The organism is Mycolicibacter virginiensis (genome assembly GCF_022374935.2).
Classification (GTDB): Bacteria; Actinomycetota; Actinomycetes; order Mycobacteriales; family Mycobacteriaceae; genus Mycobacterium; species Mycobacterium virginiense.
This window is the reverse complement of record NZ_CP092430.2, coordinates 97,308-119,075: the sequence shown is the minus strand read 5'-3', so window position 1 is coordinate 119,075 and position 21,768 is coordinate 97,308. Positions and strand designations below refer to the sequence as shown.

At 68.2% G+C, this 21,768-nt stretch carries 24 protein-coding genes; 9 read left to right on the top strand and 15 right to left on the bottom strand.

Annotation, left to right across the window (positions count from 1 at the left end; genetic code table 11):
- Positions 1–102: 102 nt before the first annotated feature.
- From fadD5 to MJO54_RS00605, 3 genes are read right to left on the bottom strand one after another with little or no spacing between them, the layout of a single operon-like run.
- Positions 103–1,791 (bottom strand): fatty-acid--CoA ligase FadD5, encoded by a 1,689-nt coding sequence (gene fadD5 / locus MJO54_RS00615; protein WP_047320357.1) that lies wholly within the window; start codon positions 1,789–1,791, stop codon positions 103–105.
- Positions 1,792–1,811: 20 nt separating this feature from the next.
- Positions 1,812–2,252: an SRPBCC family protein gene (locus tag MJO54_RS00610; RefSeq protein WP_047320356.1), complete on the bottom strand. Its 441-nt coding sequence runs from the start codon at positions 2,250–2,252 to the stop codon at positions 1,812–1,814.
- 36 nt (positions 2,253–2,288) lie between these two features.
- Positions 2,289–2,744 carry an acyl-CoA thioesterase gene (locus tag MJO54_RS00605; protein ID WP_047320355.1) on the bottom strand — a complete coding sequence of 152 codons (456 nt, stop codon included), beginning with the start codon at positions 2,742–2,744 and terminating at the stop codon, positions 2,289–2,291.
- A gap of 14 nt (positions 2,745–2,758) precedes the next feature.
- On the opposite strand from MJO54_RS00605, the gene MJO54_RS00600 reads away from it, so the two are divergent.
- Entirely contained in the window at positions 2,759–3,874 is a 1,116-nt protein-coding gene (locus tag MJO54_RS00600) for an alcohol dehydrogenase catalytic domain-containing protein (RefSeq protein ID WP_047320408.1), read from the top strand.
- Here the strand turns inward: MJO54_RS00600 and MJO54_RS00595 are convergent.
- Genes MJO54_RS00595 through MJO54_RS00565 form a run of 7 tightly spaced genes read right to left on the bottom strand, consistent with a single transcriptional unit; the run spans position 3,855 to position 10,263 of the window.
- Complete coding sequence (locus tag MJO54_RS00595) at positions 3,855–5,321, bottom strand: flavin-containing monooxygenase (protein ID WP_047320354.1); 1,467 nt, start codon at positions 5,319–5,321, stop codon at positions 3,855–3,857. The two genes, MJO54_RS00600 and MJO54_RS00595, sit on opposite strands and share 20 nt — an antisense overlap.
- On the bottom strand, positions 5,318–6,049 hold the full coding sequence (locus MJO54_RS00590; RefSeq protein WP_240175491.1) for an SDR family NAD(P)-dependent oxidoreductase: 732 nt from the start codon (positions 6,047–6,049) through the stop codon (positions 5,318–5,320). Before MJO54_RS00590 ends, MJO54_RS00595 begins: the two co-directional genes overlap by 4 nt.
- A complete protein-coding gene (locus MJO54_RS00585) occupies positions 6,046–6,795 on the bottom strand; it encodes an HpcH/HpaI aldolase family protein (RefSeq protein WP_046283318.1) in 750 nt (249 codons plus the stop codon). Before MJO54_RS00585 ends, MJO54_RS00590 begins: the two co-directional genes overlap by 4 nt.
- Positions 6,792–7,760, bottom strand: coding sequence for a zinc-binding dehydrogenase (locus MJO54_RS00580; protein ID WP_046283319.1), 969 nt, complete (start codon positions 7,758–7,760; stop codon positions 6,792–6,794). The genes MJO54_RS00585 and MJO54_RS00580 overlap by 4 nt, the downstream gene beginning before the upstream one ends.
- A 3-nt stretch (positions 7,761–7,763) precedes the next feature.
- The gene (locus MJO54_RS00575; RefSeq protein ID WP_046283335.1) at positions 7,764–8,939 is read right to left on the bottom strand and encodes a cytochrome P450; all 1,176 of its coding nucleotides are present in this window, start codon (positions 8,937–8,939) and stop codon (positions 7,764–7,766) included.
- 50 nt (positions 8,940–8,989) lie between these two features.
- On the bottom strand, positions 8,990–9,706 hold the full coding sequence (locus tag MJO54_RS00570) for a hypothetical protein (protein ID WP_046283320.1): 717 nt from the start codon (positions 9,704–9,706) through the stop codon (positions 8,990–8,992).
- Positions 9,706–10,263: a hypothetical protein gene (locus MJO54_RS00565; RefSeq protein ID WP_046283321.1), complete on the bottom strand. Its 558-nt coding sequence runs from the start codon at positions 10,261–10,263 to the stop codon at positions 9,706–9,708. The genes MJO54_RS00570 and MJO54_RS00565 overlap by 1 nt, the downstream gene beginning before the upstream one ends.
- Before the next feature lie 144 nt (positions 10,264–10,407).
- Between MJO54_RS00565 and MJO54_RS00560 the strand changes: the two genes are divergently transcribed.
- Complete coding sequence (locus tag MJO54_RS00560; protein ID WP_046283322.1) at positions 10,408–11,103, top strand: DUF427 domain-containing protein; 696 nt, start codon at positions 10,408–10,410, stop codon at positions 11,101–11,103.
- Here MJO54_RS00560 and MJO54_RS00555 read toward each other — a convergent pair.
- Positions 11,098–11,997, bottom strand: coding sequence for an acyl-CoA thioesterase (locus tag MJO54_RS00555; RefSeq protein ID WP_046283323.1), 900 nt, complete (start codon positions 11,995–11,997; stop codon positions 11,098–11,100). The two genes, MJO54_RS00560 and MJO54_RS00555, sit on opposite strands and share 6 nt — an antisense overlap.
- 82 nt (positions 11,998–12,079) lie before the next feature.
- On the opposite strand from MJO54_RS00555, the gene MJO54_RS00550 reads away from it, so the two are divergent.
- Entirely contained in the window at positions 12,080–12,955 is an 876-nt protein-coding gene (locus MJO54_RS00550; protein WP_396876833.1) for an SMP-30/gluconolactonase/LRE family protein, read from the top strand.
- Between the two features lie 10 nt (positions 12,956–12,965).
- Entirely contained in the window at positions 12,966–13,772 is an 807-nt protein-coding gene (locus MJO54_RS00545; protein ID WP_046283324.1) for a thioesterase family protein, read from the top strand.
- Here MJO54_RS00545 and MJO54_RS00540 read toward each other — a convergent pair.
- A complete protein-coding gene (locus tag MJO54_RS00540) occupies positions 13,769–14,422 on the bottom strand; it encodes an SDR family NAD(P)-dependent oxidoreductase (RefSeq protein WP_046283325.1) in 654 nt (217 codons plus the stop codon). The genes MJO54_RS00545 and MJO54_RS00540 overlap by 4 nt on opposite strands.
- Positions 14,423–14,527: 105 nt before the next feature.
- Between MJO54_RS00540 and MJO54_RS00535 the strand changes: the two genes are divergently transcribed.
- Positions 14,528–15,061, top strand: a complete 534-nt coding sequence (locus MJO54_RS00535) for a TetR/AcrR family transcriptional regulator (RefSeq protein WP_046283326.1) — start codon at positions 14,528–14,530, stop codon at positions 15,059–15,061.
- Positions 15,062–15,121: 60 nt separating this feature from the next.
- Here MJO54_RS00535 and MJO54_RS00530 read toward each other — a convergent pair whose 3' ends face one another.
- The gene (locus MJO54_RS00530; RefSeq protein ID WP_434006637.1) at positions 15,122–16,459 is read right to left on the bottom strand and encodes an FAD-binding oxidoreductase; all 1,338 of its coding nucleotides are present in this window, start codon (positions 16,457–16,459) and stop codon (positions 15,122–15,124) included.
- A 75-nt stretch (positions 16,460–16,534) separates the two neighbouring features.
- Between MJO54_RS00530 and MJO54_RS00525 the strand changes: the two genes are divergently transcribed.
- Together MJO54_RS00525 and MJO54_RS00520 are read left to right on the top strand one after the other, a co-directional pair.
- Positions 16,535–17,434, top strand: coding sequence for an alpha/beta hydrolase (locus MJO54_RS00525; RefSeq protein WP_046283327.1), 900 nt, complete (start codon positions 16,535–16,537; stop codon positions 17,432–17,434).
- A gap of 51 nt (positions 17,435–17,485) precedes the next feature.
- A complete protein-coding gene (locus MJO54_RS00520; RefSeq protein WP_240175489.1) occupies positions 17,486–18,970 on the top strand; it encodes an HNH endonuclease signature motif containing protein in 1,485 nt (494 codons plus the stop codon).
- 15 nt (positions 18,971–18,985) lie between these two features.
- Here MJO54_RS00520 and MJO54_RS00515 read toward each other — a convergent pair whose 3' ends face one another.
- Positions 18,986–19,633 (bottom strand): TetR/AcrR family transcriptional regulator, encoded by a 648-nt coding sequence (locus MJO54_RS00515; protein WP_046285376.1) that lies wholly within the window; start codon positions 19,631–19,633, stop codon positions 18,986–18,988.
- A gap of 134 nt (positions 19,634–19,767) precedes the next feature.
- On the opposite strand from MJO54_RS00515, the gene MJO54_RS00510 reads away from it, so the two are divergent.
- The gene (locus MJO54_RS00510) at positions 19,768–19,911 is read left to right on the top strand and encodes a hypothetical protein (RefSeq protein ID WP_105295430.1); all 144 of its coding nucleotides are present in this window, start codon (positions 19,768–19,770) and stop codon (positions 19,909–19,911) included.
- A gap of 82 nt (positions 19,912–19,993) precedes the next feature.
- Complete coding sequence (locus MJO54_RS00505; protein WP_046285371.1) at positions 19,994–20,830, top strand: tyrosine-protein phosphatase; 837 nt, start codon at positions 19,994–19,996, stop codon at positions 20,828–20,830.
- Positions 20,831–20,863: 33 nt separating this feature from the next.
- On the opposite strand, the gene MJO54_RS00500 is transcribed toward MJO54_RS00505, so the two are convergent.
- Entirely contained in the window at positions 20,864–21,724 is an 861-nt protein-coding gene (locus MJO54_RS00500; RefSeq protein ID WP_046285370.1) for an SDR family oxidoreductase, read from the bottom strand.
- Positions 21,725–21,768: the final 44 nt, after the last annotated feature.

Sequence of the window (21,768 nt, the reverse complement as noted above, 5' to 3'; positions counted from 1 at the left end):
GCCCTTGGCGACCATCGGACCATACCTGATGTCTCCGTGAGAAGGACATCGAACGGGCGGAACCTACGCGGGCTTCCTACCGGAGAGTAACGTGCCGCCACCTCACTCATCGGTGTTTCGCGCGGCATCGCTTGGGGTGCTGCCCCGCTCGGATCCCTGAGCCGTCCCGTAGTTAATGCGCAGTTCCGTTTTGAGCACTTTCCCGGCCGGGTTTCGGGGCAGGGCGTCGACGATCTCGAGCGCCTTGGGGTGCTTGTAGCGCGCCAGCCGCTTGGTCAAGAAATCGTCGAGGTCGGCCAGGGTGAGGCCGGCCCGGGACAGCGCGGCGACCGCTATCGGTACCTCGCCCCATCGCTCGTCCGGGCGGCCGATGACGGCGACCTCGGCGATATCGGGGTGATCGGCCAGCACGTTCTCCACTTCGGCGCAGTACACGTTCTCGCCACCGGAGATGATCATGTCCTTCTTGCGGTCGACCACCCAGACGTAGCCCTCTTCATCCATCCGGACCAGGTCGCCGGAGTGGAACCAGCCGCCGGCAAAGGCCTCGGCGGTGGCCTCCGGATTGTTCCAATAGCCGCTCATCAGGGTGGGCGCCCGGTAGACGATCTCGCCCACCTCGCCGACCGCGACGTCGTTCATCTGCTCGTCGACCACCCGGGCCGAGACGGTCGGGATGACCGTGCCGACCGAACCGAGCTTTCTGGTGGCGTCCTCGCCGAGCAGGATGCAGGTCACCGGCGACATCTCCGTCTGCCCGAAGGCCGCCAGGATCTTGGTGCCGGGGAAGGTCTCGGCCATCTGTCGCAGCAAGGCGTCGGAGGCCGGCGCCGCACCCCACGACATGGTCCGCAACCGGATGTCGCGCGGGTTGGCCTGCTGCTGGGCGCAGACCGCCTGCCATTGAGCCGGCACCAGGAAGATGCCGGTGACCTTCTCGGCGGCCAGCACGTCGAGCAGTTGGCCGGCGTCGAAAGCGCCGAGGGGGTTGATGACGGTCGGGATGCCCAGCCACATGCCGGGCAACAGGTTGCCCACACCGGCGATGTGGAAGAACGGCACACCGATGAAGGCCACGTCGGAGGTGCCGGTTCCGGCGGTGTGCAGCGCGGTCATCGTCTGACCGACCAGGTTGGTGTGGGTGAGCACCGCTCCCTTGGGCAGGCCGGTGGTCCCCGAGGTGTACATGATCAGGGCCGGTGAGTCGTTGGGGATGTCCACCGGGGCGTGCGGCTCGCCTGTCTCGCTGATCAGGTCTTCGTAGGCGAGCAGGCCCGCCGCCTCATCGGCCGGCGCTCCGGGCTCATGCGGCGGTCCCAGCTTCGCCTCTCCTCCGTCGAGCCTCGCTGAACCGCCGGCCACCACCACGTGGTCCAGCAGTCCGGTCAGCTCTCGCACACCGGCGGCGACCGGCACCAGTGCCGGTTCGGTGATCAGCACCCTGGCCTCGCAGTCGGTGACCAGGTAGGCGATCTCCGGCGGGGTGAGCCGGAAATTGACCGGCACCGCGATCCCGCCCAGCATGTTGGCGGCCAGCACCGACTCGACGAACTCGGTGCGGTTGAGCATCAGGATCATCACCCGGTCACCGGCGCGAACCCCGCGGCGGCTCAGGGCGTCGGCCAGCGCGCCAACCCGATCACGCAGCTGCGACCAGGTGGTGGTCTGGCCCAGGAACCGCAGTGCCGGGGCGTCCGGTGTCATCAGCGCGTGCCGGTCCAGCTGGTTGACCCAGTTCTGTCGACGAGCGCGGTAGGGCTGCTCGGCGGGGTCGACGGTTGGGTGGCTCAATTCGGGTCTCCCGCTTCGTGCTAGCCCGAAGCCAGTTCTTCGGCGCGCCGTTTGAGATTGTCAGCCAGGTAGTCCAATGCGTTGCTGAAGGCCTTCTTGAGCATCGGCTTGGGCACCGACATCTCGGTCTCGACGTTCATGTCGACGGTGAGCAACGTGGTGGGGCCGATCTCGACCACCGAGAACAGCTGCTCCTGCGTGCTGAACAGATCGCCCTGCTGGAGCACGGTCTGGATCTGGGTCGCGCTGGGGTAGTACACCGCCTGGATGAAGGTGCCGTCGAAGCCGGAGTAGGACGCATCCAGCCGCAGCTGGCTGGGCCGGCCGTCGTCGTAGCGCGCCAGCACCCAAATCCCTTTGACCTCTTCGTTCCACTGCGGGTACGCCTCGAAATCGGCCACGATCCCCATGATCGTGGCGGCGTCGGCGGCGACTTCGACGGTCTTACTCACGAGCGGCACCCGCCGAGCATAGCCACCGACGAAACTGCCGCCGAGCTAAACCTGGGCGGTGGCCAGCAACGCGCGAATACCGTCGGGGATCGGCACCGGCCGCCGGGTGGTGCGGTCGACATAGACGTGCACCCAGTGCCCGAGCGCGGCCAGCGGGACGGCGCCGGCGTCATCCGGTGTGCGGAACACCGCGAGCCGGTAGGTGACACTGCTGCGCCCCAGCCGGGTCACCGCCAGCCCCACCGCCAGCCGGTCCGGGAAGGCGAGTTCGCCCAGGAATCGGCAGCCCGATTCGGCGACCACCCCCAGCTCGGGCATCGCGACCGGGTCTATATCGACATGGGCGGCGATCCAGCCGTTGATCGCGGTGTCGAACAGCTGGTAGTACACCGCGTTGTTGAGGTGGCCGAACATGTCGTTGTCGGCCCAGCGGGTCAGCACCGGCCAGTGCACCGGAAAGTCCTGGCTGGTCAACCCTTCCGGCGCGGGCGGGACACTCATGGTTGTATTCCAGCATGATCGCGATCCGCGGGGCCGTACTGGAGCGGATCGGTGCGCCTCGCCCCTACGCCGCCTCGCGCCCGCTGACGGTGACGGAGGTGGAGCTGGCCCCGCCCGGCGAGGGCGAGCTGCTGGTGCGCGTCGAGGCCGCCGGGGTCTGTCACTCCGATCTGTCGGTGGTCGACGGCAACCGGGTGCGACCGGTGCCGATGCTGCTCGGCCACGAGGCCGCCGGCATCGTGGAGGCGGTCGGCGCCGGGGTCACCGGGGTGCGCCCCGGCCAGCGGGTGGTGCTGACCTTCCTGCCGCGCTGCGGGTACTGCGCGGCGTGCGCCACCGACGGCATGGCGCCGTGCGAGCCCGGCAGCGCCGCCAACGGCGCGGGCACTCTGCTCGGCGGCGGGCTGCGGCTGCACCGCGCCGACCAGACCGTCTACCACCACCTGGGTGTCTCCGGGTTCGCCACGCATGCGGTGGTGAGTGCGGCCAGCGCGGTGCCGGTTCCCGACGACGTGCCGCCGACAGTGGCCGCCCTGCTGGGCTGCGCGGTACTGACCGGCGGCGGCGCCGTACTCAACGTCGGCCGTCCGGCGCCCGGTGGCACCGTCGCGGTGGTCGGGCTCGGCGGGGTCGGGATGGCCGCGGTGCTGACCGCGCTGGCCCACGATGGCGTGCAGGTGATCGCGATCGACCGGCTGCCGGACAAGATGGCCGCCGCAACCGCGTTGGGCGCGCACCGCACCTACACGCCGCAGCAGGCACTCGACGCCGGCGTGCGCGCCCCGGTGGTGATCGAGGCGGCGGGCCACCCCGCCGCGCTGGAGACCGCGATCGGCCTGACCGCGCCGGGCGGGCGCACCATCACCGTCGGCCTGCCGCCGCCGGACGCCCGGATCAGTGTGTCCCCGCTGAGTCTGGTCGCCGAAGGACGCTCACTGATCGGCAGCTATCTGGGTTCGGCGGTCCCCGCGCGTGACATCCCTCGCTTCGTGGAGTTGTGGCGAGCGGGCCGGCTCCCCGTCGAGCGGCTGGTGTCGGCGACAGTGCCGCTGGAGCAGATCAATGAGGCCATGGACTCACTCGCCGACGGCACCGCGGTACGTCAGATCATCACCTTCGATCCGCACTGACTGGTGGTTCGAAGGTGAAGTCGGCGGCCCGGAATCGGCGGGTCATCGCCCAGAAGGCGCCGGCACTGCGCGGCCACTGGGTGACCACCCGGCCGTTGGCGGCACGAAAGTAGTTGCTGCAGCGGGTGGTCCACACGGTGCCGTGCATCCACCGGTCGATCTTGGTGATGAAGTCGGCCAGCGCGGCCGGCCGCACGGCGACGTAGGACTTGCCGGTGCGCCGAAGGTGTTTGAGCACCCGCACGATGTAGCGCGCTTGGGCTTCCAGCACGAAGATGACGCTGTTGGAGCCGACGTTGGTGTTGGGCCCGTAGAGCATGAAGAAGTTGGGGAACCCGGGCATCGCCATACCGAGGTAAGCACGCGGCCCGTCCCGCCAGGCCTGCTTGAGCGTGGTGGCGTCCTCCCCGGTCACCTCGATCTGACCGAGGTAGTCCGCAGCGGCATATCCGGTGGCGCAGACCACCACGTCGACCTCGCACTCGGTGCCGTCCTCGGTGACCACCGATCGGGAGCGCAGGGCCCGGGCCGGGCTGGTCACCACTTCGACGTTGGGTCGGGCCAGCGCGGGCAGGTAGTCCGAGGAGAACACCAGACGTTTGCAGCCCAGCGGGTGATCCGGGGTGAGCGCTTGGCGTAGTTGCTCGTCGGCGATGGTGCTGTCCAAGAGTTTTCGCGCGATATCGGTGAACTCCCGGGTCTTGTCGCTGCCGTTCTCGATCACCGAGATGTTCGACTCGCTGCGCAGCCACAGTCGCATCCGGTACAGCCGTTTGGCCAATGGGATGCGGGCGAAGGCCCATCGCTCCCGCGGGGTGTAGCGCCGGTCCGGCTTGGGCAGGATCCAGGTCGGTGACCGCTGCAGCGAGTACACCTTCTCGGCGACCTCGGCCAGCTCCGGCAGCAGTTGCGCCGCGGTCGAACCCGTCCCGAGCACGGCGACCTTCGCCCCGGCGATCGGCACCGAATGGTCCCACCGCGCCGAATGCATCACGGTGCCGGCGAAGGGCTGTTCTTCGATCAGATCGGGCAGCACCGGCTGGGTGAACAGCCCGACGGCCGAGACCACCACGTCGAACCGATGCTGCGCGCCGGTGTCGGTGGTCAGACACCACTGGCGGCGGTCTTCTTCCCAACGGGCCGAGCGAATCTCGGTGCGCAGCCGCAGGTGCGCGGCCAGGCCGTGGTCGGCGGCGCACCGCTCGAAATAGGCCAGGATCTCGGGTTGCTGCGACCACTGCCGCGACCAGTGCGGATTCAGGTCGAAGGAATAGGAGTACAGGTGTGACTTGACGTCACAGGCCAGCCCCGGATACGTGTTGATCCGCCAGGTGCCGCCGACACCGTCCTCCCGGTCGAAGATGGTGAAGTCGGAGAATCCCGCACGCTGCAACAGGATTCCCAGCGCCAGCCCGCCCGGCCCGGCGCCGATGATGCCGATGTTCATCGGATCTGCAGGCACTGGCCGCCGTCCACGACGAGCTCGGCGCCGGTGATGAACGACGCGGCTTGCGAAACCAGGAACGCCACCGCGTCAGCCACCTCGACCGGCCGGCCGAGCCGGCCGCCCGCCGACACCGCGGCCAGGCGCTGCTGGGTGACTTCGTCGAGCATCGGGGTGGCGATCGGCCCGGGGAACACCGCATTGACCCGGATGCCCGCCGTGACGAGCTCCGCGGCGACGGTCTGGGTCAGGCCGCGCAGCGCCCACTTCGACGACCCGTAGGCGCTGTGCTGCGGAAAGGGACGGATCGCCCCGGTGCTGCAGGTGTTGACAATGGCGGCGCCCTCGGCCGTCCGCAGCTGGTCCAGCGCCGCCTGGATTCCCAGGAATGCGCCCAGACAGTTGACCCGCCAGGCCTTTTCGAAGTCTTCGGGTGTCTCATCGGCGATCGCCGCACGGTGCAGGGTGCCGGCGTTGTTGATCAGCGCGGTCAGCGCCCCGAACCGTTGGACGGTGGTTGCCACCGCGGCGTGCCATTGTTCGGGGCAGGTCACGTCGAGGTGGACGCCGATCAGTGCGTCGTCAGCCCGCGCAGTAATGGCGGCATTCAGCTCGGCCTCGTTGATGTCGCCGGCCACTACGGCGAATCCGTCGGCGCGCAGTCGTTCGGCGATCGCCCAACCCTGGCCGCGGGCGGCGCCGGTGACCAACGCGACCCGTGCCGAGCTCATCGGCCCCTCGCTTCGTCGAGATGTTCGAGGGCTCCCCGGCGCAGTGCCTGGGACTCGGCGGCCAGCGTGATCATCTGGAAGCCCAGCCCGGCCAGCACCGCCCCCGCCGCGCCCGATCCGCCGTGGACCGCCGCGATCACGCCCGCTTCCGCCGCCGCGCCCCGGATGCGTGTCATCGCCGCGAGCAGGTCGGGGTGCGTGGTGGATTCGGAGACGTCGACACCCATCGAGATCGCCAGGTCGACGGGTCCGACGTAGATGCCGGCCAGGCCGGGCACCGCACAGATCCGTTCCACGTCCCCCAGGGCCGCGGCGGTCTCGATCATCGCGAAGACGTCCGCTCGCGATTCCAGACCGGCAAGATCGCGGCCCAGGCCGGGGCGCAGCGGCCCGAAGCTGCGGGTCCCCGTCGGGGGATAGCGGGTAGCGGCCACCGCGGCGGCCGCCTGCTCGGCGGTCTCGATCAGCGCGATGATGACCGCGTCGGCGCCGGCATCGAGCACCCGTCCGATAGGGGCGGCATCGGCGTTGGGCAGTCGGACCGCGGTGGCGATCGGCAGGTGTTCGGTGTGCCGCAGCATGGCGGCGATGTCGGCGTCATCGAGGTAACTGTGTTGGGCGTCGAATCCTACGTAGTCGTAGCCGGCGCGGGCGAATTCCTCCGGGCCCAGCACCGTGGGCCCGGTGACCCAGCCGCCCCAGAGCGGGGCCCGGTCCGCCAGGGCGGCATGCAGCGCCGACGTCATGCGACCATCGCGATCTTGACGCGGCCCGGCACCGGTCGACTCGCCAACTCGAACGCGGCCTGGGCTTCATGGCAGCCGAAGATGTGAGTGACGTAGTCGCCCAACAGTTCTGGATGCTCCGCGGCGAATCGACCTGCGACCTCCAGCATCCGCCGCCTATCCTGGGTGATTCCGGACATCAACGTCAGATTGTTGCGCAGCATGGTGCGCATGCTGATCGGATAGCTGTCGTCGTCGGGGACACCGAAGTAGAACACCGTGCCGCCGGGAGCGACCGCCTCGATGGCGTGACCCAAGGTGGCAACCTGGTGGCCGACCGCCTCGATCACGATCTCCGGGCGGTCTGCTGCGTCCAGGTGGTGCACCCAGCGGTCACTTGTCGCCTGGACCACGGTGTCAATCCCGAAGGCGGACGCCACCTCTCGGCGATCGACCGGATCCACACCGGTGACGCGCCGCGCACCCGCGGCTTTGGCGACAGCGCTGAACAGCAGACCGATCGACCCCTGACCGATCACCGCGACATGGCGCCCGGCCAGGTCGGGCAGTTGTTCGACGGCGTAGAGCACACACGCCAACGGCTGCAGGCCCACGGCTTGGGCGGGCGCCAACGCCAGGTCGTAGGCCACCAGTCCGTCGCCGTCACTGATCACCTGTTCCATCAGTCCGTCGAAGCCCGACGCCCAACCGACGACCCGGTCACCGGGTTGGTGCAGCGGATGCCGGCTGGCGATGACGTCACCGACGATCTCGTGGATCGGGAAGCCGAGCTTCTCCGCGGCCCGGGCGCCGTCGTCACCGGCCAACCTGCCCTGCGCGCCGCGGAAGGCCGGCAGGTCGCTGCCGCATACCCCGGCGGCGACAAACTGCAGCAGCACCTGCCCCGCGCCTAGCTGCTGCTCGCGTGGATCGGGGGCCTCGATCTTCTCGAATTGATAGGGCGCGATCAACCGGTATGCCCACATGCTTTAGACCTCCACCGGGATGGTGTTCCAGCCCCATTGGAAGCTGGACGGCAGCCGGGTCGCGCCGTCGTCGAGAATCCGATAGTTCGGAACTCGACGCAGCCATTCCTGCACTAGGACGGTCACTTCCAGTCGGGCCAGGTGGTAGCCGATGCAGAAGTGCTGTCCGCGTCCGAACGCCAGTGATCTTTTAATCGGTCGGTCCCACTGGAATTCGTCGGGGTCAGGGTATTGGCGCTCGTCGCGGTTTGCCGACGCCAGCAGGGTGATGATGCGTTGGCCCGGCTCAACGGTCGCCCCGTGCAGCGTGAACGGTTTGCGGGCGGTGCGCGCGAACCATTGCGCCGGTGCGCAATAGCGGATCATCTCTTCGCGTGCCAGCTGCACCGTGTCATCCGGATTGGCCCGTACCGCGGCCAGTTGGTCCGGGCGCCGGGCCAGTTCCCACAACCCGTGCGCGACGATCTTGGGCACGGTCTCGGTACCGCCGATAAAGATGCACAGCAGTTGCGTCGCAGCTTCGATGTCATCGAGGTCGGTGCCGTCCGGTAGCCGGTAGGCCAGCATCCCGTCGACGATCGGCAGGTCGCCGGGGCCCTGCTCGGCGCGCCGGCGCTGTACGGCCGGGATGAGGTACTGCAAGTAGTTGGGCCGCGCCGCAGCCGTGTCCACCCCGCTGCCCGCCTGCGCGAGGCTTCCGGCGTTCACCGCTGCCAATACCTCTGCGGCGCAATCGATCGGAATGCCCAACAGCTCGCAGACCACCTGAGCGACCACGACTCCGCCGTAGTCACAGGTCAAGTCGAACTGGCCCTGGCCAAGCAGCTCATCAAGGCGCTGATTGGCCAAGGTACGGATGCGGTCTTCCCAGTCGGCCACCGACCGGGGCCGAAACGCCGGGGCCTGCAACCGACGGATGTCGTCATAGATCGGCTTGTCGAATACGGCGTGGAACGGCAGCGGGTGCAGCGGCGGGTCCGGAACCGGTCCATCGTTGTGGTGCGCCAGCACGGTGGCCGCCGGCAGTGTTCCCTCCGAGGCCACGAAGGTGCCGTCACTGAGCGCCAGCACATCCCAGATGTCCTCGAAGCGGGACAGGGCGTACAGATCCCACTGTGGGACGTAGTACATCGGGTGCTGATCGCGCAGCACCCGGTAGTACGGGAGGGGGTCGGCCATCACCGCCGGGTCGAATGGATCGTAGGAGAACTCCGGCGCGGCAACGCTTGTCACGACGCGTCTCGCTGCAGCGGCGAGGGGGGCAGGGCCTGCAGGATCGAGTCCTCCCAGCCGTCGCGTAATGCGGGCGCCACGCTCATCCACGTCACGATCTCCGCCGGCGGATGGTCCTTCCACGACGGGTAATGCTCGGCGAAGCAGTCCCAGCCGCCGTCCAGTGCCCAGTAATGGATGACCTCGTTGTAGCGGAACGTGGTGGTGAACGAACCGAGCCAGCGCTTTCCGGTGCTCTCCGACCACGGCACGTACAGCCGCTCCAGTTCCCGGATGTAGTCGTCCTGTCGACCGGGCTTGGTCTGCATGATTTCCTGAATGACCACGGTGGCGTCGAAGTCGGCCGCGCACAGCGCAGACAGGGTCTTGTTGTGCGGGCCGGGGTACATGATGCGGCCCTCCCCCGATGCTCCGATGCCGGCGAGGTAGGCCGACCACTCGGCCGCGCGCTGGGCGTGGCTGCCACCGCGGTTCTGCGCCCGCCCGATTCGGGCGTAGTCGGCGAACGCGTCGATCTCCCAGATGATCGTGACCTGCGGCCAGTGCCCGTTGTAGGCGGTGGACTCCCACAACGCGAACAGGCGGGCACCCAGCTCGGTCATCATCGGCTGGTAGATCTCGGTGAAGTTGCGGGTGAAGTCGTCGCTGACGCCGCGGCCCAGATCGATCGTCTCGTGCAGGTAGAGCAGGGTGTGGTCGTAGTGCTTGCGCATCAGCCGACCGGGATCAGGTCGGAATTGACCGGCAGGCAATGCTTCTGGTCGCTACGGAATATCTCCGGACCGTCGAACGGGTCCGCGTGCCCGACATCGGCGGCAGCCAACGCCTGCCGCTTGAACGCCTGGCCCGCCACGGTGGGCAGGTGCTGCACGGTGCTGAGCCGATGGCTGACCTCCAGCGGCCAGCGCTCGCCCCACAACACGACCTCGGTCAGGCTGCTCCGCAGCGCGTGGTGTATCCGCGCGCTGATTCGGGGATCGGCGGTGAGCGAGTCGGCGACCACCGCCAGGCTGTGCCCGGGTGTATCGCTGCCGGAGGCAGACAGCTCCGTCTCGAGGTCCGCCGTATTGAGGCCCAGGATCTGCAACGGCCGGAGATCCTGGTGCGGTGGCACCAGCACCCGCACGTCCCAGCCGGTCGACGCACGGTGATACAGCCACCCGCCGGCCGCGCGCACCAGGCCGGCGACATCGGGGGCGATGACATCGAGGCGGTAGCGGAGGTAGTGGTCCTGCGCCAAGGAATCCAGCGCCGCAGCGGTACTCGTCATCGCATCATCCCAGCTCGTCGTGAGAATCTCAGACGGTGCCGCCGGCCGGGCGAACTGTCCGGCCGCGCAGCACAACTTCTCCGAGATATTACAGTTGAAGCTAAATTTGTAAAGCCGAATGAGGCGAACACGGGTAGGAGTGAAATGAGTCTGGTTGCCGGACACGGCCCGTTGAGTACCGAGCGCGCCGGTTGGTTCGCCCCGGAGATCACCGGCGCTCTGGTGTATGTCGAACCGCATCCGCGCCGCGTGCGGGCGATCCGCGGTGAGCGCACCGTGATCGACACCGAAAGCGCGCTGCTGGTGCATCGCCAGGGCGAGCCGCTGGGCTACGCCTTCCCCGCGGATGCCGTCGGCGATCTTCCGCATCGGGCGCTGCCCGAGGCAGCGGGCTTCGTGCAGGTGCCGTGGGACGCCGTGGACGCCTGGTTCGAGGAGGGCCGGCGGCTGGTGCACTACCCGCCGAACCCCTATCACCGGGTCGATTGCCGACCCACCCGGCGCGCATTGCGGGTCGACGTTGACGGAGTGCCCCTGGTGGACACCGATGACACCGTGATCCTGTTCGAGACGGCCCTAGTTCCGCGGCTGTACGTCGCCTCCGACCACGTCCGCACGGATCTGTTGCAGGCGTCGACGACGTCGAGCTACTGCAACTACAAGGGCTACGCCCGCTACTGGTCCGCGGTCGTCGGAGACACCGTCGTACCAGACGTGGCCTGGAGTTACCCGGACCCGCCGCCCGAGAGTGCGCCCATCGCAGGTCTATTCAGCTTTGATCTGTCGCTCGTCGGCGGTTTCGCTGAACTACCCTCCGCGGCCGGGCGCCCACGCCTATAACCGAGAGTGCTCGGCGATCTTGTTGTCGCTGGTGCGTAGCGGCCGGATCAGGCCGTCCTGGGTAAACGAGGCGAGTAGAGCACCGTCCTCGGTGTGCACGGTGCCGCGAACGTAGGACATGCCCGAACCCACCTGGGTGCTTTCATGGCTGTAGAGGATCCAGCCGTCCCAGCGCACCGGTTCATGGAAGCTCACCGTGACCGTCATGGGAGCGGTGGACACCGTCAGGTGCGACTGACTGGTGCCGATCCCGGCGTGTGCGCGCATCGTTGTCGAGATGCCCAAATGTCCGGTGAAGTAAGCGATCAGCGCTTTGGCGAGGTCGTCGCGGGCGGGAATGGGCTCATAGTGCAGCCAGGCATAGAGTTCCGGCGGGCCCACCTCGTCGGGGCTGTTGACGTCGACGACGTCGACGAGGCGCACTTCACGTCCGGTCATCGGCATGACACAGGGGTTGGCCTGCGCGGGGCCGGCTACATCGGGCCGCGGCAGGTGGTGGGTGATCACGTCGGCCGACGGGACATCGGCCAGCACGGTGATGGTCGCGCAGCGCTTCTGGTTCTGCAGCACCGAGATCACTGCGGTGGCCGTTGAACGACCCTCGTTGACCACGTCGATCACGTATTCCGCCGCCGGTCCCACCAGCAGAGCCCGGGCGAATACCGCGTGCACCGATCGGACGGACTTGTCGCCGAAGCGTTTCGCCGCCGCGACGATGGCCTGCGCCAGCAGCTGGGTGCCTTCCACGACTTGGCGCTCGTCGTCGCCGGCCAGGCCGGTCGCACCGGTGAACCGGTCCGGGCCGTCCTCCGTCACCTCGAATAGGTCCAGCAGGCCGCTCACCGACCATTTCGTCGCGGGGGAAGTCTCGGTGGTCCCGGTTGCTTCAGACATTCCGCGAGCGTGACACTTGAGCCGGATTTTGTAAAGTAGGCTCTGGCCGCACCCGCGGCCGCCGGACAGGAGGGCGACAGTGTTGGGCATCGCCGAAACGAGTTCACAGCAGGACAACCCGGGCTCCACGTCGCCCCCCGCACCGCTGGCCGGCGGCTTCTGCTTCGGGGAGGGCCCGCGCTGGTTCGAGGGGCTGCTGTGGTTCTCGGACATGCTCGGCGAGGCGATCCACACCGTGAACCTGCGCGGCTCGATGACCACCGTGCCACTGCCGGGACACACCCCCAGCGGGCTGGGGTTTCGGCCGGACGGATCGCTGCTGATCGCCTCGGCCTCCGACCGCCAGGTGCTCTGCTACGACGGTGACACTGTGACCACGCTGGTCGACCTGAGCGACCAGGTGCCCGCCGACCTCGGCGACATGGTGGTGGACGCGGCCGGCCGCGCCTACATCGGGTCGCAGGCCTACTCCGGCGGCGTGGTGGTGCGCGTCGATCCGGACGCCCCAAAAGGCAAAGTCCACCTCGTGGCCGAGGATCTCGACTTTCCCAACGGAATGGCGATCACCCCGGACGGCGGCACGCTGATCGTCGCCGAGTCGATGGGCCGCCGGCTCACCCAGTTCACCATCGACGCCGACGGCGGACTGCGTGACCGCCGGGTGTTCGCCGACGGGCTGGACGGACCACCGGACGGTATTGCGCTGGACGCCGCCGGCGGGGTCTGGACGGCGATGACCCTGGCCAATCAGTTCGAGCGCATCACCCAGGGCGGTGTGGTGACAGACCGGATCGCAACCGGCGAGCGGGCCGCGATCGCATGCGCGCTGGGCGGGCCGAAGCGCCGCACGCTGTTCCTGCTGTCCAGTTCCACCGCCTACCCGAAGCACCTGATCGGCACCCGCAACTCGCGCCTGGACACGGTGACTGTGGAGATTCCCGGCGCCGGACTGCCCTGAAAGGGATTCGATGACCGACGCCTACTACGAGTTGCTGGATGCCGCCGATCCGCGGGGAGAGAAGTTCGGAGCCACCGATCTGGTGCGCGGCACGTGGTCGGCCCAGATCCAGCACGCCGCACCGGTTTCGGCCCTGCTGGTGCGGGCACTGGAGCGCGTGGCGCCGCGCGACGATACCCGACTCAGCCGGGTCAGCATCGACTTGTTGGGGCCGGTGCCGGCCGAAGGCGCGCTGTGGGTGCGCGGCCAGGTCGACCGGGCTGGCAAGCAGATCGAATTGGTCAGCGCCGAGATGCTGGCGCCCGGCCCCGACCAGCTGCCGCGACCCGTCGCCCGTGCGTCCGGCTGGCGGTTGCAGACCTTGGACACCGGCGACCTGCAGCACGCCTCGGCCCCGCCGCTGCGGCCGGTCAGTGAGGCACAAAGCAACAACATGCAGCAGAACTGGGACCGCAACTACGTGCACAGTCTGGACTGGCGGTGGTTGACCACGCCGTTGGCCCCGGGCGCCGGCGAATCCTGGATCTCACCGATCGTGGACCTGGTCAAGGGGGAATCCATGACCCCGCTGCAACGGCTGTTCGCTGTGGCCGACGACGCCAACGGGGTCGGCACCAAGCTCGACATCAGGAAGTGGACGTTCCTCAACACCGACCTGGTGGTGCACGTGCACCGGATTCCCGACGGCGAGTGGATCGGCATCCGGGCCGAGACCAACTACGGCCCCGACGGCATAGGGACGACTATCGGCACCCTGTTCGATCAGCAGGGCGCGGTGGCGGGCATTCAACAGTCCGTCCTGGTGCGCCCCCGTTAGCGGGCCGCTCCCGCGCCGGGCAGCATTTCGACGAGACGCAGCCGCGACTCGGTGGCCATCCCAGCGAGCAGGCGGCCGGCCTCAGCGGTACGCGCGAAGGCACCCGCCTGGGCCGACCGGACCACCGATGCCCGTACCCCGGTGCCGACGAACTCCGCGTCCAAGGCCGCCAGCCAAGCGTCAACCTTGCGCTGGGCGGCGGCGCAGCTCACCCCGGCCAACTCGGGGCCGACCAGCACGACGTCCCCGCTGCCTCGGGCGATCATGGCCGGAATCACCCGGGTGGCAAGAATTTGCGCCCCCACTCCGGCGCTGTCCGGGCCCTCGCCCGCCCGTCCGGCGAGACCGACATCGGTGATGAGCACGTCCGCGGTGCCGATGAGGTAGTGCGCGGCGGCGAGGAATTGGTTGATCGAACGCGGCTCTGCGAGATCGAGGTAGGCGGCGAACGCGCTGCCGCCGCGGTCTCGAAGCTGCGCCGCGAACCGTTCGAACTCCTCGATTCGCCGACCGCCGAGCAGCACCAGGTGTCCTTGAGCGGCCAACTGAGCCGCGGCCACCTGGGCAATCCCGGCTGCTTCGATGACGATCATCACGGCTCGCGGCGGATGCGTGCGTTCCTCGCACGTGACTTGCGGCGCTTCGATCACAATAATTGCCCTACGGCCCGATCCGGGAGGCCCGCGACGGTGAGGAACGATGTCCAGGCACCGAACCAGCGTGACACTATCGCTATTTTTTGTAAAGTCTCCGCTATGACCCGCAGCACGGTGGACGGCCCCGACAGCTCGACCCGGCAGCGGATCCTCGCGGCCACCGCCGAGGTGCTCGGGCGCAATGGGATGACGAAGCTCAGCCTGTCCGAGGTGGCCTCCCAGGCCGGGGTCTCCCGTCCGACACTGTATCGATGGTTCCCGTCGAAGGAAGAGCTGATCTCAGCATTCTCCCGCTACGAGCGGCACATCTTCGACAGCGGCATCGCCCGCGCCACCGAAGGACTAAAGGGGACCGAAAAGCTCGACGCCGCACTGCGTTTCATCGTTGACTACCAGCACTCGTACACGGGTGTACGAATGATCGACATCGAGCCCAAGCACGTACTCGCCGACTTCTCCCGCATCATCGTGCCGATGCGCGAGGGCCTGCAGCGGATGCTGACCGGTCCGGACGCCCCGGTGAAAGCGGCCGCCGCGATCCGGATCGCCATCTCGCACTACATCATTCGCAGCGACGACTCCGAGCAGTTCCTCGCCCAGCTGCGTCAGGCCGTCGGCATCAAGCACCGCTAGCGGCGATCGCAAGCTCGGCGGAGCCTGCGGAGCCGGGCGCGGCGGGTCGTCGCCATCGGCTCAGTCGAAGAGCACCGCGGCATTGAGGTAGCCGGTCGGATCGAACGCGGCCTTGATCGTCCGCATCGCGGCGATGTCGTCCGGCCCGCGCGACATCGCCAGATAGGCCCGCTTGCGGCTGCCCACCCCGTGTTCGGAGCTGACGTTGCCGCCGCAGTCGGCGATGAGCGTCATCATCGCCGCGTAAAGGCCCGCCTCGGCCGATGCCGAGCAACGCAGCACATTGAAGTGCAGGTTGCCCTCACCGATGTGGCCGAACAGCACCGGGATCGCCTCCGGTGCATGCTCTCGCACCACCGTGCTCGCCGCCGCGGCGAATCCGGCAACCGCCGCCAAGGGCAGCGACACGTCGAACTTCAACGGCGGCCCGAAGGCACCCAAAACGTCGGCGATCGCCTCGCGAGCCCGCCACAGCCGCTGTTGGGTCGCAAGGTCAACACCCACCGCCGGCTCGTCGCAGAACCGCACCTGCGCCAGCAGGTCGGCGAGGCGGTCGGTCTGGCCGGTGTCGCCGGTCAGTTCCACCAGCAGCAGCCAGTCACCGCGCACCGGGGCGACAATCCCGAGTCGCTCGCCGGTCAGTGCGGCGACCCGGGCGTCGATCAACTCCAGGGTCGCGATGCCGTCGAGGTCGCGAAAGATTCGCGCCGCATCGACCAGATCCTGCAGCTCCGCGAAGCCGCAGACTGCCGTGACCCGGTGGACCGGGAGGGGATGCAGTCTCAGATCCAGCCCGGTGATGACGCCCAAGGTTCCTTCGGCGCCGACGAACAATGCCGGCAGGTCGTAGCCGGTGTTGTCCGAGCGCACCGCGCTGTGTCGGTGTAGCAGTGCGCCATCGGGCAGTGCCACCTGCAGGCCGAGTACCTGCTCGCCCATGTTGCCGTAGTGCACGGTATACAGCCCGCCGGCATTGGTGGAGGCCATGCCGCCGACTGTGGCGGTATCCCGGGCGGTGAGGTCTACACCGAAGATCAGCCCGGCATCGGTCGCCGCCCGCTGCACCGCCGCGAGCGTGGCGCCGGCCCCCACACTCACCCGTCGTTCTACGACGTCGACCTCACCGACGGTGTTCAGCCGCTCGGTGGACAGCAGCACGTCGTCGTGCTCGGGGACGGTGCCGGCCACCAGTGACGTGCGCCCGCCCTGAACGGTGACGTGTGCGCCGGCGTCACGGCAGAGCCGCAGCACCGCGGCGACTTCCTCGGGCGATCCGGGACGCACCAACGCACTCGCCCGGCCCCGGTAACGACCGGTGTAGTCAACGCTCCGGCCGGCCAGCACGTCGGGATCGTCGGTGACATAGGCGGGGCCCACCACTTCCGCCACGCTCTGCAAAAGGCTCCGAAACTGGCTTTGAGTCACCGCCCCGGTCACGAAGCCGGTTTACCACACCCGGGGCTACCTTTAAGCATGGCTACCCGCGAAGACGTCTCGTTTCGGTCGGGCGCGGACCGCATCAGCGCCTGGTTGTACCGCCCCGCCGACCCCGGCTCTAGCGGCGCGCCGTTGCTGGTCATGGCGCACGGCCTGGGCGCGGTACGCACCATGCGGCTCGACGCCTATGCCGAGCGGTTCGCCGCGGCCGGCTACGCCTGCCTGGTGTTCGACTACCGCAACTTCGGCGACAGCGACGGCGCTCCCCGCCAGGTGCTCGATGTGGGCAGGCAGCTGGCGGACTGGTCCGCCGCGGTGGACTTCGCGCACACCCTCGCCGGTATCGACCGCAACCGGATCGGCCTATGGGGCACGTCGTTCGGTGGCGGCCACGTGATCGCCACCGCGGCGCGACTACGGGTGGCGGCGGTGGTGGCGCAATGCCCGTTCACAGATGGGATCGCCTCTGCGCGCACGATTCCGCCGTTGACCATCGCGCGGATCAGCCTGCTGGCGTTGCGGGATCTGGCTGCGGCCCGGCTCGGCAATCGCCCGGTGATGGTGGCGACCGCCGGTCGTCCCGGAGAGGTTGCGCTGATGAGCACACCGGACTCCTACCCGGGTTACCTGAAGCTGGTGCCGCAGGGGCAGAACCTGCGCAACGAGGTTGCCGCGCGGATCGGGGTGAAGATCCTCGCCTACCGGCCGGGCCGGCTGGCCGCCAAAGTGTCGTGCCCGATTCTGTTCTGCGTCTGCGACACCGACTCGGTCGCCCCGCCGGAGCCGACCCTGCGCTATGCCGCGAAGGCGCCCCGCGGCACCGTCAAGAGATATCCCGAAGGCCACTTCGACATCTACGTCGGCGACGCCTTCGAGCGGGTTGTCGCGGATCAGCTCGAGTTCTTAGACCGCAACCTCAAGTCCGTGGGGGCCTGAGCCAGACCGATGCGGCGCCGCCTGTCGCCCGGTTCGGGTACGATCGAACATGTGTTCGAAGAACATCTGCCGGAGCCGGAGTCCCTGGCCGATGCCGACGACAAAGACCTGGCGGCGGCCATCTCGGGGTGGGCTCGGGTGGAGGCCGCCGCCTCGGCGCGGCGCCTGGCCGCCATCGGCGAATTAGTCGCTCGACGCACCCGCGGAACGGACGCGGTGAACCGGTCGCGCTGGTCATGCGACTACTGGGATGCCGCAGCCTCCGAGGTCGGCGCTGCCGAGCAGATCAGCCACGGGATGGCGTCGTCGCAGATGTATCTGGCCACGGCGCTGCGGGAACGGCTGCCGAAGGTGGCCGCACTGTTTCTCGAGGGGGTGATCAACAGCCGGCTGGTGGCCACGATCGTCTGGCGCACCACGTTGATCACCAACCCGTACCTGCTGAACGCCGTCGACACCGAGCTCGCCGCGATCGCCACCGGCCTGGGGCCCCTGTCGGCGGCGAAGACCGCTGCGGCCATCGACGCCCTGATCGACCGGTACGACCCCGACGCCGTTCGGCGCCAAGAGCGCGACGCCCGCGGCCGCGAAATTGTCGTCGACACCCGCAACAGCGAAAACGGCACCACCGGGCTGTGGGGCAGGTTGTTTGCCACCGATGCCACCGCACTCGAACGGCGCCTGACCCAATTGGCCCATACCGTCTGCGACGACGATCCCCGCACCCTGGCCCAACGCCGCGCCGACGCCCTCGGCGCCCTGGCCAACGGTGGCGACACCCTGGCCTGCGCCTGCGGCAACAGCGACTGCCCGGCTGCCGGCACCGACGCCCGGGCCGCCAACGTCACCGTCTACGTTCTCGCCGACCAGACCGCACTGAACACCGCGGCCGATCCGCGATTCGGCAACGGCCAAGAGCCGTCAACCGTCCCGGCTGGCAAACCCCCAGTGCGCTCCGGGCAGATCATCGGCGGCGGTACGGTACCCGCACCGCTCCTGGCCCAGCTCGTCAACAACGGCGCCACCGTCAAACCGCTGCGCGACCCGGCCGACCTACCGGCCGAACCGCACTACCGGCCCTCGACAGCGCTGGCCGCTTTCGTTCGGGCCCGCGACCTCACCTGCCGATTCCCTGGCTGCGACCAGCCCGCCTGTTACTGCGACATCGACCACGCCGTGGCCCACCCGCGTGGCGCCACCCACCCAGCCAATCTGCGATGCCTATGCCGAAAACACCACTTGCTCAAGACCTTTTGGACCGGCCGCGGGGGCTGGAGCGACCGTCAGCACCCAAACGGCACCATCGAATGGACCAGCCCCACCGGCCACACCTACACCACGCAACCCGGTAGCCGCCTGTTGTTTCCCAGCCTGTGTCTGCCGACCACCGCGCCACCGGCCAGCGCTCCCGCGTCATCGGCGGATCGCAACGTCATGATGCCCAGGCGCAAGAGCACCCGCAGCCAAGATCGGCTCCGATGCATCGCGGCCGAACGCGCCTACAACCTCGCCCAGCGCGATAGACCTCCGCCTTAGTACGACCTCGCGGTTCTACACACCCAACGGGGACTCGACCCGGATCGTCTCGTCGCGGATCAGCCCCCGCAGCAGCGCCGTACTGAACTCCGCGGCGATCTCCTTGGCGCTGCGCCGGCCGCTGGGCCGCAACCAGCGGTAAGCCCCCAGCGTCATACCGATGTAGCCCAGCGCCAGCACGTGCGAGTCGCACGGGTAGAACTCGCCGCTGGCGATACCGCGGTCGATCAGGCCATGCACGTGCTCGTAGACCTGGGCTTCCTTCTCCCGGATCTCGGCCACCTGCTCCTCGGTGAACCACTCGGTGATGTAGGGCTGCTCCTGGAAGTAGACCGCCGCGCCCTCGGGATTGACCGCGATCTGGTCGAGGAGACGCACGGTGTACTGATACAACGCCTCACGCGCGGTCCACGACGGGTCGTCGTGGACGGCCGCCAGCGTTCGTTCCGCGGCCTGCTGGTAAATGTCATAGAGGATCAACGACTTGCTGGCGTAGTAGTGGTAGACCGTCGCCTTGTTCAACCCCACCACGTCAGCGACGTCGTCCATCCGGGTGCCGTGGTAGCCGCGGGCCGCGAACAACTTGGTAGCGACCGCGAGCAGCTCCTCGCGACGAGATGGGGCCTGGGAAGATCCCCCCGGCGTAGCCTTGCCGTTTGCCATGTCCACTCACTCTTCGGCCAGGCCGGTGTCATCGGCGTGTCAATCAACTGGTTGGAAGGATTCTAGGCAGTCCGCTGTTGCAGCGTTGACGGGCCGACTAAACTAGTGGAAATCCAAGCTAAGGGGTTGACGACATGGGTCCTGGTTACGGTTACGATCCGAATCCGGATTACGAGCTGAGCGACGAGGCCGAGTTCTTCTTCAAGTACCTGACTTGGGGCATTCGCGGCGTCGAAAGCGGTGGCGGCTACCCCCCGCAGAACTACCCGCCGGTCTAAACGGCCACAACGAACCTGATTGACGGCCCCTGATCCACCCGGATCGGGGGCCGTTTCACGTCTGATCGGCCAAGCCACCAGCATGGTGTCCTATCGTGGCCGGGTGACCTCCCAGCCGAATCTGCCCGGGGCGTGGAATTTTCGCGACGTCGCCGAGACCACCGGTGCGTTGCGCCCCGGCCGCCTGTTCCGGTCTAGTGAACTGAGTCGCCTCGAAGATCGGGGCCGCGAAGAACTGCTGCGACTCGGGGTGTCCGACGTAGCCGATCTGCGGTCACCGCGCGAAGTGACGCGCCGCGGACCGGGCCTGGTGCCCGCCGGTGTCGGCATCCACCTGCTGCCCTTCCCGGATCTGGCCGGCGACCAATCACCGGACAGCTCGGCTCCGCACGAGGACGCGTTCCGCAACATGATGGCCGAGAAGCCCGACGAGGATTCCGCCGCCGACGTCGCCGCCCGCTACATGCTGGAGGAGTACGAGCGCTTCCCCACCCTCGCCGGGTCCCGCCGGGCGGTGCAGCGGGTGGTGTCACTGCTGGCAGAAGGCCGGCCGGTCCTGGCGCACTGCTTCGCCGGTAAGGACCGCACCGGATTCGTCGTCGCGGTGGTGTTACGCGCGGCCGGGGTGGACCGCGACGCCGTCATCGAGGACTACCTGCGCAGCAACACCGCCGTGTCGGTGCTGCGTGACCGCATCATGGAGATGATTCGGTCACGGCCCGAGGCCGAGATCACCCCGGAGGTGCTGACCTTCACCGAAGCGCGTCTGTCCGACGAGGTGCTCGGTGTGCGCGCTGACTATCTGGCTGCCGCCGAACGCTCGATCGAGGAGAACTTCGGCTCGCTCGACGGGTTCCTGCGGGCCGCCGAGGTCACCACCACCGACGTCGACAGGCTGCGTGGCGCGCTGCTCGGTTAAAGCAGCGCGCCACGTCCCGAACCTGACCAGAGGTTACAGCGAGAAGCTGGCCGCCTTGGCCGCCGAAAGGTCGGCGATCGTCGACCACTGTGCCGCGATCTCGTCGACCGACGGCGGGTTCTCGAAGGTGGCGCCGGCGTTCTCGAACAGCGCGGTCCGCTGCACCTTGCCGCCGCCGGCGATGAACACCGAGCCGGTCTCGGCAACCTCTTCGGTGCACAGGTAGGCCACCACCGGTGCGACGTATTCGGGCTTGAGCTTGGCCAGCACCTCCGGCGGCAGGATGTCTTCGGTCATCCGGGTCGCCGCGATGGGGGCGATCGCGTTGGCCTTGATGTTGTACTTGGCGCCCTCGATGGCCAGCGTGTTGATCATGCCGACCAGGCCGAGCTTGGCCGCACCGTAGTTGGCCTGCCCGAAGTTTCCGAACAGTCCGCTGGTCGAGGTGGCGACGACCACGCGGCCGTAGCTCTGCTCGCGGAAGTGCGGCCACGCGGCGCGGACCACGTTGTATCCGCCGTAGAGGTGCACCTGCAGCACGGCGTCCCAGTTCTCCGACGTCATCTTGTGGAAGGTGCCGTCGCGCAGGATGCCGGCGTTGCTGACCACGCCGTCAACCTTCCCGAATTCGTCGATCGCAGTCTTGATGATGTTGGCCGCGCCCTCGGCGTCGGCAACGCTGTCGTAGTTGGCGACGGCCCGGCCGCCGGCCTCTTTGATCTCAGCGACTACCTGGTCGGCCATGTTGTGCCCGGCACCGGTGCCGTCGCGAGCACCACCGAGATCGTTGACCACCACACAGGCCCCTTCGCGGGCCAAGGTCAGGGCATATTCGCGGCCCAACCCACCACCGGCTCCGGTGACGACGACAACACGATCCTGCACTCCGGACATCAGTTTCCTTCCTCGATTCGATCGCCACGCTAGAACAGACCTAG

What these genes read in the sequence shown, in the direction of transcription:
- MJO54_RS00545 (WP_046283324.1), top strand. Translation starts at nt 12,966, where the DNA reads ATGACCGACGCCTACTACGAGTTGCTGGATGCCGCCGATCCGCGGGGA.
- MJO54_RS00585 (WP_046283318.1), bottom strand. Translation starts at nt 6,795, where the DNA reads ATGACGTCGGCGCTGCATGCCGCCCTGGCGGACCGGGCCCCGCTCTGG.
- MJO54_RS00595 (WP_047320354.1), bottom strand. Translation starts at nt 5,321, where the DNA reads ATGAACATCGGCATCATCGGCGCCGGGCCGGGCGGGCTGGCGCTGGGA.
- MJO54_RS00525 (WP_046283327.1), top strand. Translation starts at nt 16,535, where the DNA reads ATGGCTACCCGCGAAGACGTCTCGTTTCGGTCGGGCGCGGACCGCATC.
- MJO54_RS00580 (WP_046283319.1), bottom strand. Translation starts at nt 7,760, where the DNA reads ATGTGGGCATACCGGTTGATCGCGCCCTATCAATTCGAGAAGATCGAG.
- MJO54_RS00535 (WP_046283326.1), top strand. Translation starts at nt 14,528, where the DNA reads ATGACCCGCAGCACGGTGGACGGCCCCGACAGCTCGACCCGGCAGCGG.
- MJO54_RS00605 (WP_047320355.1), bottom strand. Translation starts at nt 2,744, where the DNA reads ATGAGTGTCCCGCCCGCGCCGGAAGGGTTGACCAGCCAGGACTTTCCG.
- MJO54_RS00500 (WP_046285370.1), bottom strand. Translation starts at nt 21,724, where the DNA reads ATGTCCGGAGTGCAGGATCGTGTTGTCGTCGTCACCGGAGCCGGTGGT.
- MJO54_RS00505 (WP_046285371.1), top strand. Translation starts at nt 19,994, where the DNA reads ATGGTGTCCTATCGTGGCCGGGTGACCTCCCAGCCGAATCTGCCCGGG.
- MJO54_RS00515 (WP_046285376.1), bottom strand. Translation starts at nt 19,633, where the DNA reads ATGGCAAACGGCAAGGCTACGCCGGGGGGATCTTCCCAGGCCCCATCT.
- MJO54_RS00510 (WP_105295430.1), top strand. Translation starts at nt 19,768, where the DNA reads ATGGGTCCTGGTTACGGTTACGATCCGAATCCGGATTACGAGCTGAGC.
- MJO54_RS00570 (WP_046283320.1), bottom strand. Translation starts at nt 9,706, where the DNA reads ATGCGCAAGCACTACGACCACACCCTGCTCTACCTGCACGAGACGATC.
- MJO54_RS00590 (WP_240175491.1), bottom strand. Translation starts at nt 6,049, where the DNA reads ATGAGCTCGGCACGGGTCGCGTTGGTCACCGGCGCCGCCCGCGGCCAG.
- MJO54_RS00565 (WP_046283321.1), bottom strand. Translation starts at nt 10,263, where the DNA reads ATGACGAGTACCGCTGCGGCGCTGGATTCCTTGGCGCAGGACCACTAC.
- MJO54_RS00555 (WP_046283323.1), bottom strand. Translation starts at nt 11,997, where the DNA reads ATGTCTGAAGCAACCGGGACCACCGAGACTTCCCCCGCGACGAAATGG.
- MJO54_RS00575 (WP_046283335.1), bottom strand. Translation starts at nt 8,939, where the DNA reads ATGGCCGACCCCCTCCCGTACTACCGGGTGCTGCGCGATCAGCACCCG.
- MJO54_RS00600 (WP_047320408.1), top strand. Translation starts at nt 2,759, where the DNA reads ATGATCGCGATCCGCGGGGCCGTACTGGAGCGGATCGGTGCGCCTCGC.
- MJO54_RS00560 (WP_046283322.1), top strand. Translation starts at nt 10,408, where the DNA reads ATGAGTCTGGTTGCCGGACACGGCCCGTTGAGTACCGAGCGCGCCGGT.